This window comes from Bradyrhizobium sp. SZCCHNS2022 (assembly GCF_032377575.1).
GTDB classification, from domain to species: Bacteria; Pseudomonadota; Alphaproteobacteria; order Rhizobiales; family Xanthobacteraceae; genus Bradyrhizobium; species Bradyrhizobium aeschynomenes.
In genome coordinates this window covers 1,693,200-1,707,750 of sequence record NZ_JAUHHZ010000001.1, presented here as the reverse complement: position 1 = coordinate 1,707,750, position 14,551 = coordinate 1,693,200, and the positions used below count along the sequence as shown (strand labels likewise).

13 protein-coding genes are annotated in these 14,551 nt (G+C 65.7%); 7 read left to right on the top strand and 6 right to left on the bottom strand.

The window, feature by feature from the left end:
- Positions 1 to 22: 22 nt before the first annotated feature.
- Positions 23 to 1,522 (top strand): exopolyphosphatase, encoded by a 1,500-nt coding sequence (ppx, locus tag QXZ94_RS07465; RefSeq protein WP_315719877.1) that lies wholly within the window; start codon positions 23 to 25, stop codon positions 1,520 to 1,522.
- A gap of 92 nt (positions 1,523 to 1,614) precedes the next feature.
- Here ppx and QXZ94_RS07460 read toward each other — a convergent pair whose 3' ends face one another.
- The 3 genes from QXZ94_RS07460 to ndk all read right to left on the bottom strand — a co-directional run bounded on the left by QXZ94_RS07460 (position 1,615) and on the right by ndk (position 3,765).
- Complete coding sequence (locus QXZ94_RS07460; RefSeq protein WP_172131969.1) at positions 1,615 to 2,037, bottom strand: globin family protein; 423 nt, start codon at positions 2,035 to 2,037, stop codon at positions 1,615 to 1,617.
- A gap of 356 nt (positions 2,038 to 2,393) precedes the next feature.
- Positions 2,394 to 3,257 carry a TerC family protein gene (locus QXZ94_RS07455; protein WP_315719876.1) on the bottom strand — a complete coding sequence of 288 codons (864 nt, stop codon included), beginning with the start codon at positions 3,255 to 3,257 and terminating at the stop codon, positions 2,394 to 2,396.
- 85 nt (positions 3,258 to 3,342) lie between these two features.
- Entirely contained in the window at positions 3,343 to 3,765 is a 423-nt protein-coding gene (gene ndk / locus QXZ94_RS07450; protein WP_011926284.1) for a nucleoside-diphosphate kinase, read from the bottom strand.
- A gap of 284 nt (positions 3,766 to 4,049) precedes the next feature.
- Between ndk and QXZ94_RS07445 the strand changes: the two genes are divergently transcribed.
- From QXZ94_RS07445 to QXZ94_RS07435, 3 genes are all read left to right on the top strand, one after another.
- On the top strand, positions 4,050 to 4,334 hold the full coding sequence (locus QXZ94_RS07445) for a sulfur globule protein precursor (protein ID WP_172109330.1): 285 nt from the start codon (positions 4,050 to 4,052) through the stop codon (positions 4,332 to 4,334).
- Positions 4,335 to 4,534: 200 nt separating this feature from the next.
- Positions 4,535 to 4,720, top strand: a complete 186-nt coding sequence (locus QXZ94_RS07440; RefSeq protein ID WP_315719875.1) for a hypothetical protein — start codon at positions 4,535 to 4,537, stop codon at positions 4,718 to 4,720.
- A gap of 66 nt (positions 4,721 to 4,786) precedes the next feature.
- Positions 4,787 to 6,655: an ABC-F family ATP-binding cassette domain-containing protein gene (locus QXZ94_RS07435; RefSeq protein ID WP_315719874.1), complete on the top strand. Its 1,869-nt coding sequence runs from the start codon at positions 4,787 to 4,789 to the stop codon at positions 6,653 to 6,655.
- A 43-nt stretch (positions 6,656 to 6,698) separates the two neighbouring features.
- Here QXZ94_RS07435 and QXZ94_RS07430 read toward each other — a convergent pair whose 3' ends face one another.
- The 3 genes from QXZ94_RS07430 to QXZ94_RS07420 form a co-directional block, all read right to left on the bottom strand.
- Entirely contained in the window at positions 6,699 to 7,199 is a 501-nt protein-coding gene (locus QXZ94_RS07430; RefSeq protein ID WP_172109815.1) for a hypothetical protein, read from the bottom strand.
- Positions 7,200 to 7,406: 207 nt separating this feature from the next.
- Entirely contained in the window at positions 7,407 to 7,859 is a 453-nt protein-coding gene (locus QXZ94_RS07425; protein WP_172109333.1) for a DNA polymerase III subunit chi, read from the bottom strand.
- A gap of 13 nt (positions 7,860 to 7,872) precedes the next feature.
- Positions 7,873 to 9,372 (bottom strand): leucyl aminopeptidase, encoded by a 1,500-nt coding sequence (locus QXZ94_RS07420; RefSeq protein ID WP_315719873.1) that lies wholly within the window; start codon positions 9,370 to 9,372, stop codon positions 7,873 to 7,875.
- A 338-nt stretch (positions 9,373 to 9,710) separates the two neighbouring features.
- Between QXZ94_RS07420 and lptF the strand changes: the two genes are divergently transcribed.
- From lptF to QXZ94_RS07405, 3 genes are read left to right on the top strand one after another with little or no spacing between them, the layout of a single operon-like run.
- Positions 9,711 to 10,880, top strand: a complete 1,170-nt coding sequence (lptF, locus tag QXZ94_RS07415) for an LPS export ABC transporter permease LptF (protein ID WP_315719872.1) — start codon at positions 9,711 to 9,713, stop codon at positions 10,878 to 10,880.
- The gene (gene lptG, locus QXZ94_RS07410) at positions 10,877 to 11,974 is read left to right on the top strand and encodes an LPS export ABC transporter permease LptG (RefSeq protein ID WP_172131973.1); all 1,098 of its coding nucleotides are present in this window, start codon (positions 10,877 to 10,879) and stop codon (positions 11,972 to 11,974) included. Before lptF ends, lptG begins: the two co-directional genes overlap by 4 nt.
- Positions 11,974 to 14,469 (top strand): LPS-assembly protein LptD, encoded by a 2,496-nt coding sequence (locus QXZ94_RS07405; protein ID WP_315719871.1) that lies wholly within the window; start codon positions 11,974 to 11,976, stop codon positions 14,467 to 14,469. The genes lptG and QXZ94_RS07405 overlap by 1 nt, the downstream gene beginning before the upstream one ends.
- Positions 14,470 to 14,551 lie beyond the last annotated feature (82 nt).

The window sequence follows — 14,551 nt, the reverse complement described above, 5'->3', positions numbered from 1 at the left end:
ACGCTCGTCAGAGGACGCCGCGGTGAGACGGCCCGCTGCCAAGGCGGCCAGCGTTGGCGTCATCGACATCGGCTCGAACTCGGTCCGCCTCGTCGTCTACCAGGCGATGGAGCGCAGCCTCGTTACCGTGTTCAACGAGAAGGCGCTGTGCGGGCTGGGCCGCGAGGTCCAGACCACGGGCCTGCTGGCGACCGATGCCGTCGACAAGGCGCTGACCGCGCTGAAGCGCTTTCGCGCGCTGTGCAAGGTGCAGCAGGTCGGCAGCGTCTACGCCATCGCGACCGCCGCCTGCCGCGACGCCTCGAACGGCCCCGACTTCATCGCCAAGGCGGAGAAGATCTGCGGCGCACCGATCCAGATCCTCACCGGGCCCGAGGAAGCCCGCTATTCGGCGCTCGGCGTCATCTCCGGCATTCACAAGCCCGACGGCATCGTCGGCGATCTCGGCGGCGGCTCGCTGGAGCTGATCGACGTCCGCGGCCACCAGGTGCGCAGCGGGGTCACCCTGCCGCTCGGCAGCCTGGCGCTGCAGGATCTGGCAGAGAAGTCGCTGAAGAAGGCGCAGCGGATCGCCAGCGAGGCGCTGACCGATCTGCCGCAACTGCTGGCCGGCGAAGGCCGCACCTTCTACGCCGTGGGCGGGACCTGGCGCGCGCTGGCCCGCATTCACATCATCCAGAGCGGCTATCCGCTCGGCGTCATGCACGGCTATGCGATCCCCGCGACCGATGCCCTCGCCTTCGTGCGCCGCCTGCGCCGGCTCGTCGCCGCCGACATGCTGGCCGACATCGAGGCGATCGCCGAAGCCCGGCGCCCCCTGCTCGCCTATGCCGCTCTCGTGCTCGAGCACATCATCCGCGTTGCCAAGCCGACCACCGTGGTGTTCTCGACCTTCGGCGTGCGCGAGGGCCTGCTGTACTCCAAGCTTCCCGATGCCGAGCGCGCCAAGGACGGCCTGCTCTCTGCAGCGCAAGGGCTGAACGAGCTGCTGTCGCGCTCCGCCCAGCATGCGCGCGAGCTGATCGACTGGACCGACCGGCTGTTCCGCGTGGTGCATATCCGCGAGACCGAGGAGGAGCGAAGGCTGCGCCATGCCGCCTGCCTGATGTCCGACATTGGCTGGCGGATGCATCCGGATCATCGCGGCGAGCAGACCTACGGCATCATCCTCAACGGCAATTTCGGCTCGATCAGCCATGAGGGCCGCATCTTCGCGGCGCTGTCGGTGTTCTTTCGCTACGAGGGCCTGGGCGACGAGGCTGCGGCGCCCGCCCTCACCGAGCAGCTGAGCCCGGCGCAGATCGATCGCGCGCGTCTGCTCGGCACCGCCTTCCGCGTCGCGCATCTGATCTCGGCCGCGCGGCCGGGCGTGCTGCCCGCCACGCATTTCCGCACCCAGGACCGCAAGCTGATGCTGGTGTTCGAGCATCATCTGGTCGACCTCGTCGCCGACCGCGTCGGCGGCCGCTTCAAGCAGCTCGCGCGGCTGGTCGGGCGTTCGGGCTCCGTGGTGCTGAACTGAGCGGCCATGTTCGAGGCGTTCGCCAACGATCTGCACGACACGGCAGGAATCGCGAGGCGGCCCCCGCGAGCGTTCCGCCTGCTTCAGCGGGATCAGGGCCGCGGCGCCCGCGCGGAGATCGCGATCATGCGTTGCGCGATGATGCCGTAGACCTTGCGCCACGCCTGCTCCACCTCGTCGCTCCATTGCGGGCCAAGCCCCCTGGCCAGCGTCCACAACAGCGCTTCGCCGACCACGGGATAGTGCTCCGGCTTCACACCGTAGCGCGCATGGTTGCGGCCGAGAATGTCGGTGCTCGACATCAATCCCGTCATCTGGTCGAGACTGCCGACAAGCACGGCCAGCGTTGCGATGAAGTCGCGCTTGAGCACGTCCATATCGTCGCGAAACATCGGGCGGCATTCCGGGGCGAGCTCGAAAACACGGTTGTAAAACGTCGTCGTCATGTCCGAGGCATTGGCAAACACCATGTCGAACGACGATCTGACGTGACCGATCTCCTCTGCAGTCAACATTCTCAAGTCCGGTTCAAGGCATGCAAATCAGCAGCGAGGAATGAGTACGACGTGGTGGTGTCGCCGCGGCCCATTGTGGTTCAAGACTACGAGGAGCTGACAACCGACCCTACGGTATTTGCCCGAAGCGCGGCACCTTGCCGCAGCCGTATCGACATCGGGAAAGATGCGGCACGCAGGTCCGGCCGCGAGAGAGCTGGTACCTGGTCGGCTGACGGCAGCGCTTCGCGGCCATCACTCGGCTCGATCATCACGACCAGCGCAAAGGCTGATTGAGACGCAGACCGGGCGGACCGCTCATGTGACGAGCGGCCGCGACCGACGCAGCATGAGAAGTCTGAACCGCGGCGGATCAGCTACGGCAGGTTGACGCCGCGCGCGGGCACCGCCTCGAGTTCGTCCTTGGCCTGGTGCTCCAGGGCGCGACGGCGCCAGATCGAGCCGGCGACCAGCACGACCGCGGCACCGAGCAGCGACATCAGCGTCTCCATGACGTCGACATGGCTGGAGAGATGCGTCTTGCCCGCGAACAGGCCCGAGGCCGCCTCGACGTTGATGACCACGGTGCCGTCGAGGAGATGGTGCAGCATCGGCTCGATGGCCGGATCGGTCGCGATCACCTCGCCGGCGACCCAGCCGAGCAGCATGGCGCCGAGCCAGACCAAGAGCGGAAAACGGTCGAGCACGAGCATGATCAGCGCGGCGCCCGCGATGATCAGCGGGATGCTCATGGCGAGGCCGATGATCAGCAGCGAGGCCTGGCCGTTGGCGGCGGCTGCCACCGCGATCACGTTGTCGAGGCTCATCACGAGGTCGGCGAGCGCGACGATGCGCACCGCGTGCCACAGCGTGGTGCCGGCGGCGATGTCGTCGTTCTCGTCCTCGGGCACCAGCAGCTTGGCAGCGATCACCAGCAGCGCCAGGCCGCCGATCAGCTTCAGATAAGGCAGCGCCATCAGGGTGGCGACGATGCCGGTGAACGCGATGCGCAGCGCAACGGCGATGCCGGAGCCGGCCACCATGCCCCAGACGCGATGCTTGCCGTGCAGGCCGCGGCAGGCGAGCGCGATCACCAGCGCGTTGTCACCCGACAACAGCACGTTGATCCAGACGATCTTGCCGAGCGCGAGCCAGAAGCCCGGGCTGTGCAGGTCGGCTTCGAATTGAGCGAGCAAATGGCCGTAAGTGGCGGGATCAGCAAGCTGCGATAGCCAGTTCACGGCCAGACCTTTCAGATGCGTTCGACGGGATTTCGCATGCGGGCGATGCTGCGGCGAAGCTTAGGCCTCGCCGCAGCGAACCCGCTCAGCCGACGATCTCGTTGCCGGCGAAGAACTGCGCGATCTCGATCGCGGCGGTCTCCGGCGCGTCCGAGCCGTGCACGGAATTCTCGCCGATCGACTTCGCATGCGCCTTGCGGATGGTGCCTTCGGCCGCCTTGGACGGGTCCGTCGCGCCCATCACGTCACGGTACTTCAGGATGGCGCCCTCGCCTTCCAGCACCTGGACCACGACGGGGCCGGAGATCATGAAGTCGACCAGTTCGCCGAAGAACGGCCGCGCCTTGTGCACGGCGTAGAAGGTCTCGGCCTGGTCGCGGGTCATGCGGATCCGCTTCTGGGCCACGATGCGCAGGCCGGCCTTCTCGATCAGCGCGTTGATCGCGCCGGTCAGATTCCGCTCGGTCGCGTCGGGCTTGATGATGGAAAAGGTGCGCTCAATCGCCATGATATCGTCCTTGGAGATGCGGGATTTGGGTGAGTTGCGGGCTTATATCGACGCGATTGGCCGACGGCAAGCGACCGGGCCCCTGCCGGAGGCGCGACGCCTTACGACAATTTCACGATTCTGAACATAGTCTGAAGGCGCCGTGCGACCAGCGTTCAGCTGCCGTGGTCTAAGGTGATCGGTATCGGGCGAGGATGAACCAGCCGCCTTCCGCTGGCCGCCTTCTCCCAGCCTCATCCGTCGGACAATTTCGGCGCCACAGCGCTGTCATCCAGGAGACGATCATGTTGCGCAAACTCTCCCTCACCGCGGCGGCCGCAATTGCCCTGGGCACAGCCGCCCTCGCCCCGACCGCCGCATCGGCAGGATGGCATGGCGGCGGCTGGCACCATGGCGGCGGCTGGCATCATGGCGGAGGATGGCATGGCGGCTGGCACCGTCCGTTCTACGGCCCCCGCTTCTTCGTCGGCGGCCCGGCCTACAGCTACGGCTATGGCGGCTGCTACGTCCGCCGCGTCGTTCCGACCCCGTGGGGACCGCGCTGGCGCTGGATCAACCGCTGCTACTGATTTGAGCCTCTGATACGAGCCTCGGCGCGGCACCCGCCCCCCGCCGCTCCGAACTCGCATCGCCCCGGCGTTCCCCCACGCCGGGGCTTTTTTCATGCATTTTCAACTCAATCCGGTGCATTCCGGCAGCAGACCGGAAACAAATCGGCCACCCACGACTTGATACGACATCGTATTGCAACTGCTCGTGGAACTCCGTCATGACTGGCCGCACCGCCGATTTCAGCGAGGCGCTCGATCGCAAGACCAGCCGGTCGATCTGCGATGCCGTGGGCGAACGGCTGCAGCTCAGTCTGCCGCCCGACGACTCTCATCTGCCCGATCCGCTGGCGCACCTCATGAACGAGTTGCGTAAGCGCGATGAGCCGCTCGCGCGCTTCGATTGAAGCCGCTGCGCCTGAAACGGCGACAAAGCGGTTGCGTTTGGCCGCGCGCGCGGTGACAAGGCGCGAATGCTTTCCATCACCGACATCTCCATCCGTCTCGCCGGACGGCTGCTCATCGACCAGAGCACGGTGCAGATTCCGCCCGGCGCGCGCGTCGGCCTGGTCGGCCGCAACGGCACCGGCAAATCGACGCTGTTCAAAGCCATCCGCGGCGAACTGTCGCTGGAGAGCGGCAGCATCAGCCTGCCGCCGCGGTGGCGCGTCGGCAGCCTGGCCCAGGAGGCCCCCAGCGGGCCCGAAAGCCTGATCGAGGTGGTGCTGCGGGCCGATCTCGAGCGTGATGCGCTGTTGCGCGAGTCCGAGACGGCTGACGACCCGGACCGGATCGCCGAAATCCAGACCCGCCTCGTCGACATCGACGCGCACTCGGCGCCGGCGCGCGCCGCCGCCATTCTCAGCGGCCTCGGCTTCTCCGCCGCCGACCAGGCCCGCGCCTGCTCGGAATTCTCCGGCGGCTGGCGCATGCGCGTCGCGCTCGCCGCCACCCTGTTCGCCGCGCCCGACCTGCTGCTGCTGGACGAGCCGACCAACTATCTCGACCTCGAAGGCACGCTGTGGCTCGAGGATCATCTGGCGCATTACCCGCGCACGGTGATCGTGATCAGCCACGACCGCGACCTGCTGGAGACCTCGGTCGACCAGATCCTGCATCTGGACCGGGGCAAGCTGACGCTCTATCGCGGCGGCTATTCCTCGTTCGAAGAGCAGCGCGCCACGCGCGAGATGCTCGACGCCAAGGCGGTCAAGCGCCAGGAGGCCGAGCGCGCCCGGCTACAGGCCTTCGTCGAGCGCTTCAAGGCCAAGGCCTCGAAGGCACGCCAGGCGCAATCCCGCGTCAAGATGCTGGAGCGGATGAAGCCGATCGCCGCGCTCGTCACCCAGGACGTGCGCGAGATCACTTTCCCCGCCCCGGAGCGATTGCTGTCGCCGCCGATCATCGCCGTCGACAACGCCTCGGTCGGCTACGATCCCGCGCAGCCCGTGCTCAACCGCGTCACCTTGCGCATCGACAATGACGATCGTGTCGCGCTGCTCGGCTCGAACGGCAACGGCAAGTCGACGCTGGTGAAGCTGCTTGCCGGACGCCTCGCGCCGTTCTCCGGCAAGGTCACGCGCGCCGACAAGCTCTCCATCGCCTATTTCGCCCAGCATCAGCTCGACGAGCTCGACGAGACCGGCTCGCCCTACACGCATGTCCGCAAATTGATGGCCGAGGCGCCGGAGTCCAAGGTGCGCGCGCGCGCCGGTGCGATCGGCTTCTCCGGCAAGGCTGCGGATACGCTGGTGAAGAGCCTGTCGGGCGGCGAGAAGGCGCGACTGCTGCTCGGCCTCGCCACGTTCTTCGGCCCGAACATGATCATCCTGGACGAGCCGACCAACCATCTCGACATCGACAGCCGCGCCGCGCTGGCAGAAGCGATCAACGAATTTCCGGGCGCGGTGATCATGGTGTCGCACGATCGCTACCTGATCGAGGCGTGCGCCGACCGGCTGTGGGTGGTCGCCGACAAGACCGTCAAGACCTATGACGGTGATCTCGACGATTACAGGCGCATGATCCTGTCCTCGCGCAGCGGCGCCGCCGCGCGTGAGACGGACCGCGCACAGGTGACCGAGAAGACGGAGCGGCCGCGCGCCGACAACCGGCGCGGCGCACTGAAGCAGAAGATCACGGCCGCCGAGGCCGAGATTGCCCGCATCACCAAGATCATCGCCAAGATCGACGGCGCGTTGTCGCTGCCCGACATCTTCACGCGCGATCCGAAGCAGGCGGCGCAATTGTCGAAGGCGCGAGCCAATGCCGCCGATGCGCTGGCGCGAGCCGAGGAGCAGTGGCTGGAGGCCAGCACGCTGTATGACGAGGTCGCCGGTTGACAAACTGATCGTCGCCGATCGAACCCGCCGGCGGCGAGCGCGCTCAGGTTGCGCGCTTCTTGGCCGCCTTGGGCTTGGCCATCTTCGGCGCCGGCCCCGGATCGGGAGCGCGCTCCACCGAGGACAGGCGGCCTGCGGTGAACGTGTAGACGCCGGCCCGTGCGCCGCGCAGCCACGTCACGGTCGCAACGCGATCGCCGCCATTGTTACCGATGTTGACGCTGTCGGGCGCGCCGATGCCTCGCACGACGTCGCATTCGGTGTGACCGAGCGCGACAGTGCCGCCTGCGGCCGGCGGCGGCGCAGCGGCCGCATCGTTCGTCAGCGCATTCGCACCGGCAGCACCGCCAGCCGGTGCCATGCCCGGACACGCGCCCTCCGCGCTGACGAGATCGTCGGCGTTGACGGGCTTGTCAGGCGTGAGCGGCGGCGCGTCGATCGAGATGTTCTTGATGAACAGACGCTGCGGCCGATTAAACCATTCGGCGTCCTTGGACAGGAAATCCGGCGTGCTCGAGCATCCGGACACGACCGCTGCAAGCACAAGGAACGGCAGAACGCGCGTCAGTTGTTTGGTGTGGTCTCGCACGATGAACCTTGCTGAATTGCAACTTGTGGACACTCTAACGTGTTGTCCCATCATCACTTTGCGGCACGTTCGTGGCTTTGCCAACGCTCTGCCGGCAAATCGGCAGATTATCATTAATCGCGCGGCGCTGCCATCATCGGCACGCTCGCTCCGCTTACGCCATCATTGTCGGCGTTGCCAGCGCCCACGCTCGTCGGCCTGCCAATAGGTGACCTCGAATCCACGTGTTTTGCAATCGGTCCATGCCGATCGCGCTGCAGCAAGCGCATCGGCGTCGTCACCGTTGAAGACCAGCACCATGCGCTCATAGCTGTGTGAATCGGCCGGCAGCGCCGCGTTGTCCACCAGAAACCGGACGTTCGCGCCGTTGGGATTGCTCTCCTCCACCGAAAGCACGATCGGCTGATCGGCCACATCGGCCACGCGCCAGGTGGCGTGCGGCAGAAACGAATCGTCACGATAGGTCCACAGATGTGCATCGAGCGCATCTGCACGCTCCTCCGAGGTCGACTGCACCACGACACGCCACCCGCGCTCGAGCGACTTCTCGAGCAGCGGCGGCAGCACGCCTTCCAGGGTCATGTTCTGCAGATGATAGAACAGGACTTCGGTCATCGGCTCGGCTCCGTCACGCCTTCCCTTCGTACGAGTCCCAGACGAGACGGTCGAGCAGGCGGACGCCGTAGCCGGATCCCCAGCTCTGGTTGATCTCGGATTTCGGCGCGCCCATGGCCGTGCCGGCGATGTCGAGATGCGCCCACGGCGTGTCGTTGACGAAGCGCTGCAGGAATTGCGCGGCCGTGATCGAGCCGCCGTGGCGGCCGCCGGTGTTCTTCATGTCGGCGAACTGCGAATCGACCAGCTTGTCGTATTCGGGACCGAGCGGCATGCGCCAGACCTTCTCGCCGGTCTCCTGCCCCGCCTTGAGCAGCTTGTCGGCCAGATCGTCGTTGTTGGAGAACAGGCCCGCATGCTCGGTGCCGAGCGCAACCATGATCGCGCCGGTCAGGGTCGCCAGGTCGATCATGAATTTCGGCTTGAACTTGGTGGCGACGTACCAGAGCACGTCGGCGAGCACGAGCCGCCCTTCCGCGTCGGTGTTGATGATCTCGATGGTCTGGCCGGACATCGAGGTGACGATGTCGCCGGGACGCTGGGCGTTGCCGTCCGGCATGTTCTCGACCAGCCCGATCGCACCGATCACGTTGGCCTTGGCCTTGCGGGCCGCCAGCGCATGCATCAGGCCGACCACGCAGGCCGCGCCACCCATGTCGCCCTTCATGTCCTCCATCGAGCCGGCCGGCTTGATCGAGATGCCGCCGGTGTCGAAACACACGCCCTTGCCGATGAAGGCGACCGGCTGCTCGCCTTTCTTGCCGCCATCGTAGCGCATCACCACGGTGCGGCTCGGCCGCGCCGAGCCCTGGCCGACGCCGAGCAGCGCCCCCATGCCGAGCTTCTTCATCGCGGGCACATCGAGGATCTCGACGGTGACGCCGAGCTTGCGCAGCGCGGCGGCGCGCTTGGCGAACTCCTCCGGGTAGAGCACGTTCGGCGGCTCGTTGACGAGATCACGCGCCAGAATCACGCCATCGGTGACGTGGGCGCGCGGCGCGAACGCCTTCTTGGCCGCCGCGACATCCGCGACCGCGACGGACACAGCCGCGCTGACGCCCGCCTCGTCGTCCTTCTTCTTGGTTTTGTAGCGGTCGAATCGATAGGCCCGCAGCCTGATCCCGGCGGCGAGCGAGCTGACCTGATCCGGCGTCATCGGTCCGGCCGGCAGCTCGGCCAGCACCGTCACCGGTTCAGTTCCGGCATTGAGTTTTCCGGTTAAGGTCCCGCCAAATTTGAGGAAATCCTTGTCCTTGAGGTCAGCGCCCTTGCCCGTCCCGATGACGATCAAGCGCTGAATCTTGATTCCTTCGGGGGCCAGCAGGTCCAGCGCGGCGCCATCCTTGCCCTTGAATCGTGCGGCCGACGCGGCACGCTTGATCAGGTCCGAAACCCCTCCCAGCGCCTTCTCGGTCGCGGCTCCAAGTCGCAGCGAGTCGTCACAGAACGCCACCACGATACCGCGCGGAGCGGTCGACAGCGGAACGAAGCCGACCTTGACGGTGTCGGACATCAAGCAATCCTCCAAAATTTCGACGTGAGAGCCGCCGCGACCGGCCAAAATCCGTGCGGACAGGCGAGGATGGCGGCAGTTCGGAACCCAACTTGGCAACAGTATGACCCGGCTTGGCCGGAGCTGCCAAGCCTTCCCGTGGCGGGGCGGCCACATCAATGAAATTTTGATCGTATTTTCGTGACGCCACGCCACAGCCATTTTGTCGACGGATCAAAGGGATGGTAAAGATATTCACTGCCCTTGGAACGTGACGGCGCAGGCAGCGTGGGGACCCGTTTCGAGGGGTGGCTGCAGCGCTCGTTCTGGGACCGCTGATTGGGGATCGAGCGCACACGATGGGGTCCATCGACAGGTACATCTTTCGCACGACGCTCGCGTCGTTTGCGTTGGTCCTGGTGAGCCTCACCGGGGTGATCTGGATCACCCAGGCGTTGCGCGGCATCGACCTGATGACGAGCCAGGGCCAGACCATCCTGACCTTCCTCGGCATCACCGGCCTCGTCATTCCCTCGCTGCTCGGCGTCATCGCGCCGATCGCGCTGATGATCGCGGTCTCGCACACGCTGAACAAGCTCGCGACCGATTCGGAGATCATCGTCATGAACGCCGCCGGCATGTCGCCGATCCGGCTGTTCGTGCCGTTCGCCTATGCGACCTGCGTGGTCGCCCTGCTCGTCACCTTGCTCGCGTCCTATATCGCGCCAGACGGTCTGCGCCGGATCAAGCAGTGGGACGCAGAGATCACCGCCGACGTGCTGACCAACATCCTGCAGCCGGGGCGGTTTGCGCAGCTCGACCAGAACCTGACGATCCGGATCGGCGAACGCCAGCCGGGCGGCGAGTTGAAGAACATCCTGATCGACGACCGCCGCGATCCCAAGGAGCGGATCACGATCATCGCCGAAAAGGGCACCGTGGTGAAGAACGCCGACGGTTCGTTCCTGGTGCTGGAGGACGGCAATCTGGAGCGGTTCGAGATCGGCAAGCGCGAGCCGGCGATGGTCGCGTTCGCCCGCTATGCCTTCGACATGTCGAAGTTCTCGAATCAGGGACGCGACGTCACGCTCGGCATCCGCGAACGCTATGTGTGGGAGCTGATGGCGCCGGCCGAGGATGATCCGATCTACAAGCAGATCCCCGGACAATTCCGGCAGGAATTGCACGACCGCTTCCTCGCCCCGATCTACCCGTTCGCCTTCGCCGCGCTCACCTTCGCATTTCTGGGAGCGCCGCGGACCACGCGCCAGAGCCGAAACTTCTCGTTCGGCAGCGCCATCCTCGCCGTGTTCGGCGTCCGCATGGCCGGCTTTGCCTGCTCGGTCATGACCGTGAAGACCCCGGTCGCCGCACTGATCCAGTACCTGATGCTGTTCGGCGCCCTTGGCCTGTCCATCTGGATCATCGTCGGTGGCGTGGTCGTCGAGCCGCCGGCGCGGCTCATGGAGGCCATCAACCGCTCCAATGCGCGAATCGCGCGGCTGTTCAGAAGGCCCGCCACCGCATGAGCATGATCACGAACACGCTCGGGCGCTACTTTGCCGGCCGTTTCCTGGTTTCGGCGGTCGGTGTGTTCGCGAGCATCTTCCTGCTGCTGGTGCTGGTCGACTACATCGAGATGGTGCGCAGGACGTCGGGCCTGGCCTCCGCCTCGGCCCTGATGGTGGCGGAGACCTCGCTGTTTCGCGTGCCGCAGCTGCTCGAGAAAATGATGCCGTTCTGCGTGCTGATCGGCGCCATGACCTGCTATCTCGCGCTGTCGCGGCGGCTCGAACTCGTGGTGGCGCGCGCCGCCGGCGTCTCGGCCTGGCAGTTCATCGCGCCGGCGCTGGCGAGCGCGATCATGCTCGGCCTGATGGCGACGACGCTCTACAATCCGATGTCGGCCAATCTGCGCGAGCTGTCGAAGCGCATGGAGGCCGAGCTGTTCGGCGCGGCCCCGGGCGGCGGCGTGCAGGATGCGTCGGGTTTCTGGCTGAATCAGCTCAATCCGGACGGCTCGGTCATCATCAACGCCGCGCGCAGCGAGCAGCAGGGCGTTCGGCTGACCGGCCTCACGCTGTTCCGTTTTGATACGCAGAATCGCTTCAAGGACCGAATCGAGGCCCGCGAGGCGAGTCTCGAGGAAGGCCAATGGGTGTTCAAATCGGTGCGCCGATTCTCGCTCGATGCACCGCCGGTGGACGAACCGACGTTCATCCTGCCCACCACCTTGACGCCGGCGCAGGTCCGCAACAGCTTCTCCACCCCCGAAACTGTGTCGTTTTGGCAACTGCCGAGCTACATCCGTTCGTCGGAGAGCTCGGGCTTCGCGACCGCAGGGTACCGACTGCAGTATCATAAGCTCATCGCGCAGCCGTTTTTGCTGGCTGCGATGGTCATGCTGGCTGCGTCCGTGTCCCTCAGGTTCTTCCGTATGGGTGGCGTTCAAAAAATGGTTTTGAGTGGCGTGGGCGCCGGCTTTCTGCTCTACGTGCTGTCGAAAGTAACGGAAGATTTGAGCAAGGCTGCGTTGATGAATCCGATCGCTGCGGCGTGGCTGCCCGTGTTCGTCGGCGGCCTCACCGGTTTTATGGCCTTGCTCTACCAGGAGGACGGCTAGTGTCGTTCGTTGCCGTCCGTCAGACCGCGCTCGCCGCGCTCCGGCTGCATGCCGTTGCGCGCCTTGCTTGCGCGGGCGCCCGTTGCGCCGGGTCTGCCGTACTCGTCTGCGCCGTCGCACTGACGCTCGGCCTCGTGGCCGATTCTGCGCTGTCGCCTGCCGCTGCCCAGAGCTTCACCTACAATCCGCGCCCGCCGAAGGCGCCGCCGCCGCGCGTCGCCAACGACAACCAGATGCTGGTGCAGGCGACCGAGGTCGATTACGACTACAACAATTCGCGCGTGTCGGCGGTCGGCAACGTCCAGTTGTTCTATAACGGCACCTCGGTCGAGGCGGATCGGGTGATCTACGACCAGAAGACCAAGCGTCTGCATGCGGAAGGCAACATCCGCATGACCGACGCCGACGGCAAGATCACCTACGCCAACAGCCTCGATCTGTCCGACGACTACCGCGACGGCTTCGTCGATTCGCTGCGCGTCGAGACCGAGGACCAGACGCGGATGGCGGCCACCCGCGCCGACCGCTCCAAGGGCAATTACACGGTCTTCGAGAACGGCGTGTACACCGCCTGCGCGCCCTGTAAGGACAATCCGAAGAAGCCGCCGCTGTGGCAGGTCAAGGGTGCGCGCATCATCCACGACCAGACCGAGAAGATGCTGTATTTCGAGAACGCCCAGCTCGAATTCTTCGGCGTCCCGCTGGCCTATATCCCCTACTTCTCGACGCCTGATCCGACGGTCAAGCGCAAGAGCGGCTTCCTGATGCCGGGCTTCACCCAGACGGGTGGCTACGGCTTCGGTGTCGACATCCCCTACTACTGGGCCATCGCGCCGGATTACGACGCGACCTTCACGCCGCGCATCACCTCCAAGCAGGGCGTGCTGGTGCAGACCGAGTTCCGCCAGCGCCTCAGCAATGGCGGCTATCAGGTGCGCCTGTACGGCATCGACCAGCTGAACCGCAACGCGTTCGCCGGCCAGCCGGGAGACCGCCAGTTCCGCGGCGGCGTCGACACCAAGGGCCAGTTCGCGCTCAACGACAAATGGGTGTTCGGCTGGGACGGCATCCTGCTGTCCGACTACATGTTCCTGTCGGACTACCGGCTGGCGCAATACCGCGATCCGTTCAACTCGTTCATGAGCCTGCCGACGGAAGCGATCTCGCAGCTGTATCTGACCGGCGTCGGAAGCCGCAGCTTCTTCGACATCAGGGCGATCCACTATCTGAGCTTCTCCGGCAACCAGCAGACGGTTCCGATCGTCTATCCGGTGCTGGATTACTCGAACGTGCTCAACTACCCGGTGTTCGGCGGCGAGTTCAGCTACAAGACCAACTTCGTCAATCTGACCCGCGAACAGGCGGTGTTCGATCCGATCACCACCACGGCCAACACCAACGGCCTGTGCACGACGACGTCGGCCGACCCGCTGGCGCGCCTGCCGACCCAGTGCCTGCTGCGTGCCACGCCCGGAACCTATACGCGCCTGAGCGCGCAGGCGCAGTGGCGGAAGTCCTTCACCGATCCCTACGGACAGATCTGGACGCCGTTCGCGATCCTGCGCGCCGACGCGATCAATGCCAACGTGACGGCCCAGCCCGGCGTCGGCAACTTCCTGCCGACCGGCGACACCCAGGCGCTGCGGCTGATGCCGACCGTCGGCCTCGAATACCGCTACCCGTTCATCAACGTTCAGCCGTGGGGCACCACCACGATCGAGCCGATCGCCCAGGTCATCATCCGGCCGAACGAAACCTATGCCGGCCGGCTGCCGAACGAGGACGCCCAGAGCATGGTGTTCGACGCCAGCAACCTGTTCAGCGTCGACAAGTTCTCCGGCTACGACCGCGTCGAAGGCGGCGGGCGCGCCAATGTCGGCGTGCAGGCGACCACGCAGTTCGACCGCGGCGGCACCATCAACGTGCTGTTCGGCCAGTCCTACCACCTGTTCGGCCTGAACTCGTTCGCCGTTCAGGACATGAACAACACCGCCATCGGTTCCGGCCTGGACAAGAACGTGTCCGACTACGTGGCCCGGGTGGATTACTCGCCGAACCGGACCTACACGTTCAGCATGCGCAGCCGGTTCGATCAGCAGAACCTGAACGTCCAGCGTTTCGAGGCGGAAGCCAAGGCGAACTTCGACCGCTGGTCGATGGCCCTGACGTATGGCAACTACGCCGCCGATCCGGCGATCGGCTACCTCGCCCGACGCGAGGGCATCCTGGGCAGCGGCTCGGTCAAGGTCGCGCCGAACTGGGTCGTGACCGGTGCTGCGCGATGGGACCTCGCGGCCAACAAGATCAACCAGTATGTGATCGGTGCGGGCTACGTGGACGATTGTTTCGTGCTGGCCGCCAACTATGTAACGTCGTATAATTACACGACAGGCACCACCGCCCCCGTTCTGAGCCATGCCTATATGCTCCAGATCGGACTCCGGACACTCGCCAATTCCTCGTCGACGGGAACCGGGGCTGGGGGCCTTCAGTAGCGCGCGCCAGTCTCCGGCCGGCTCCCTTGGGTCTGAGAAAAGGCCCGCGTCGAGAGTCTTGCGGTTGAGAGCCGTGGCGCCG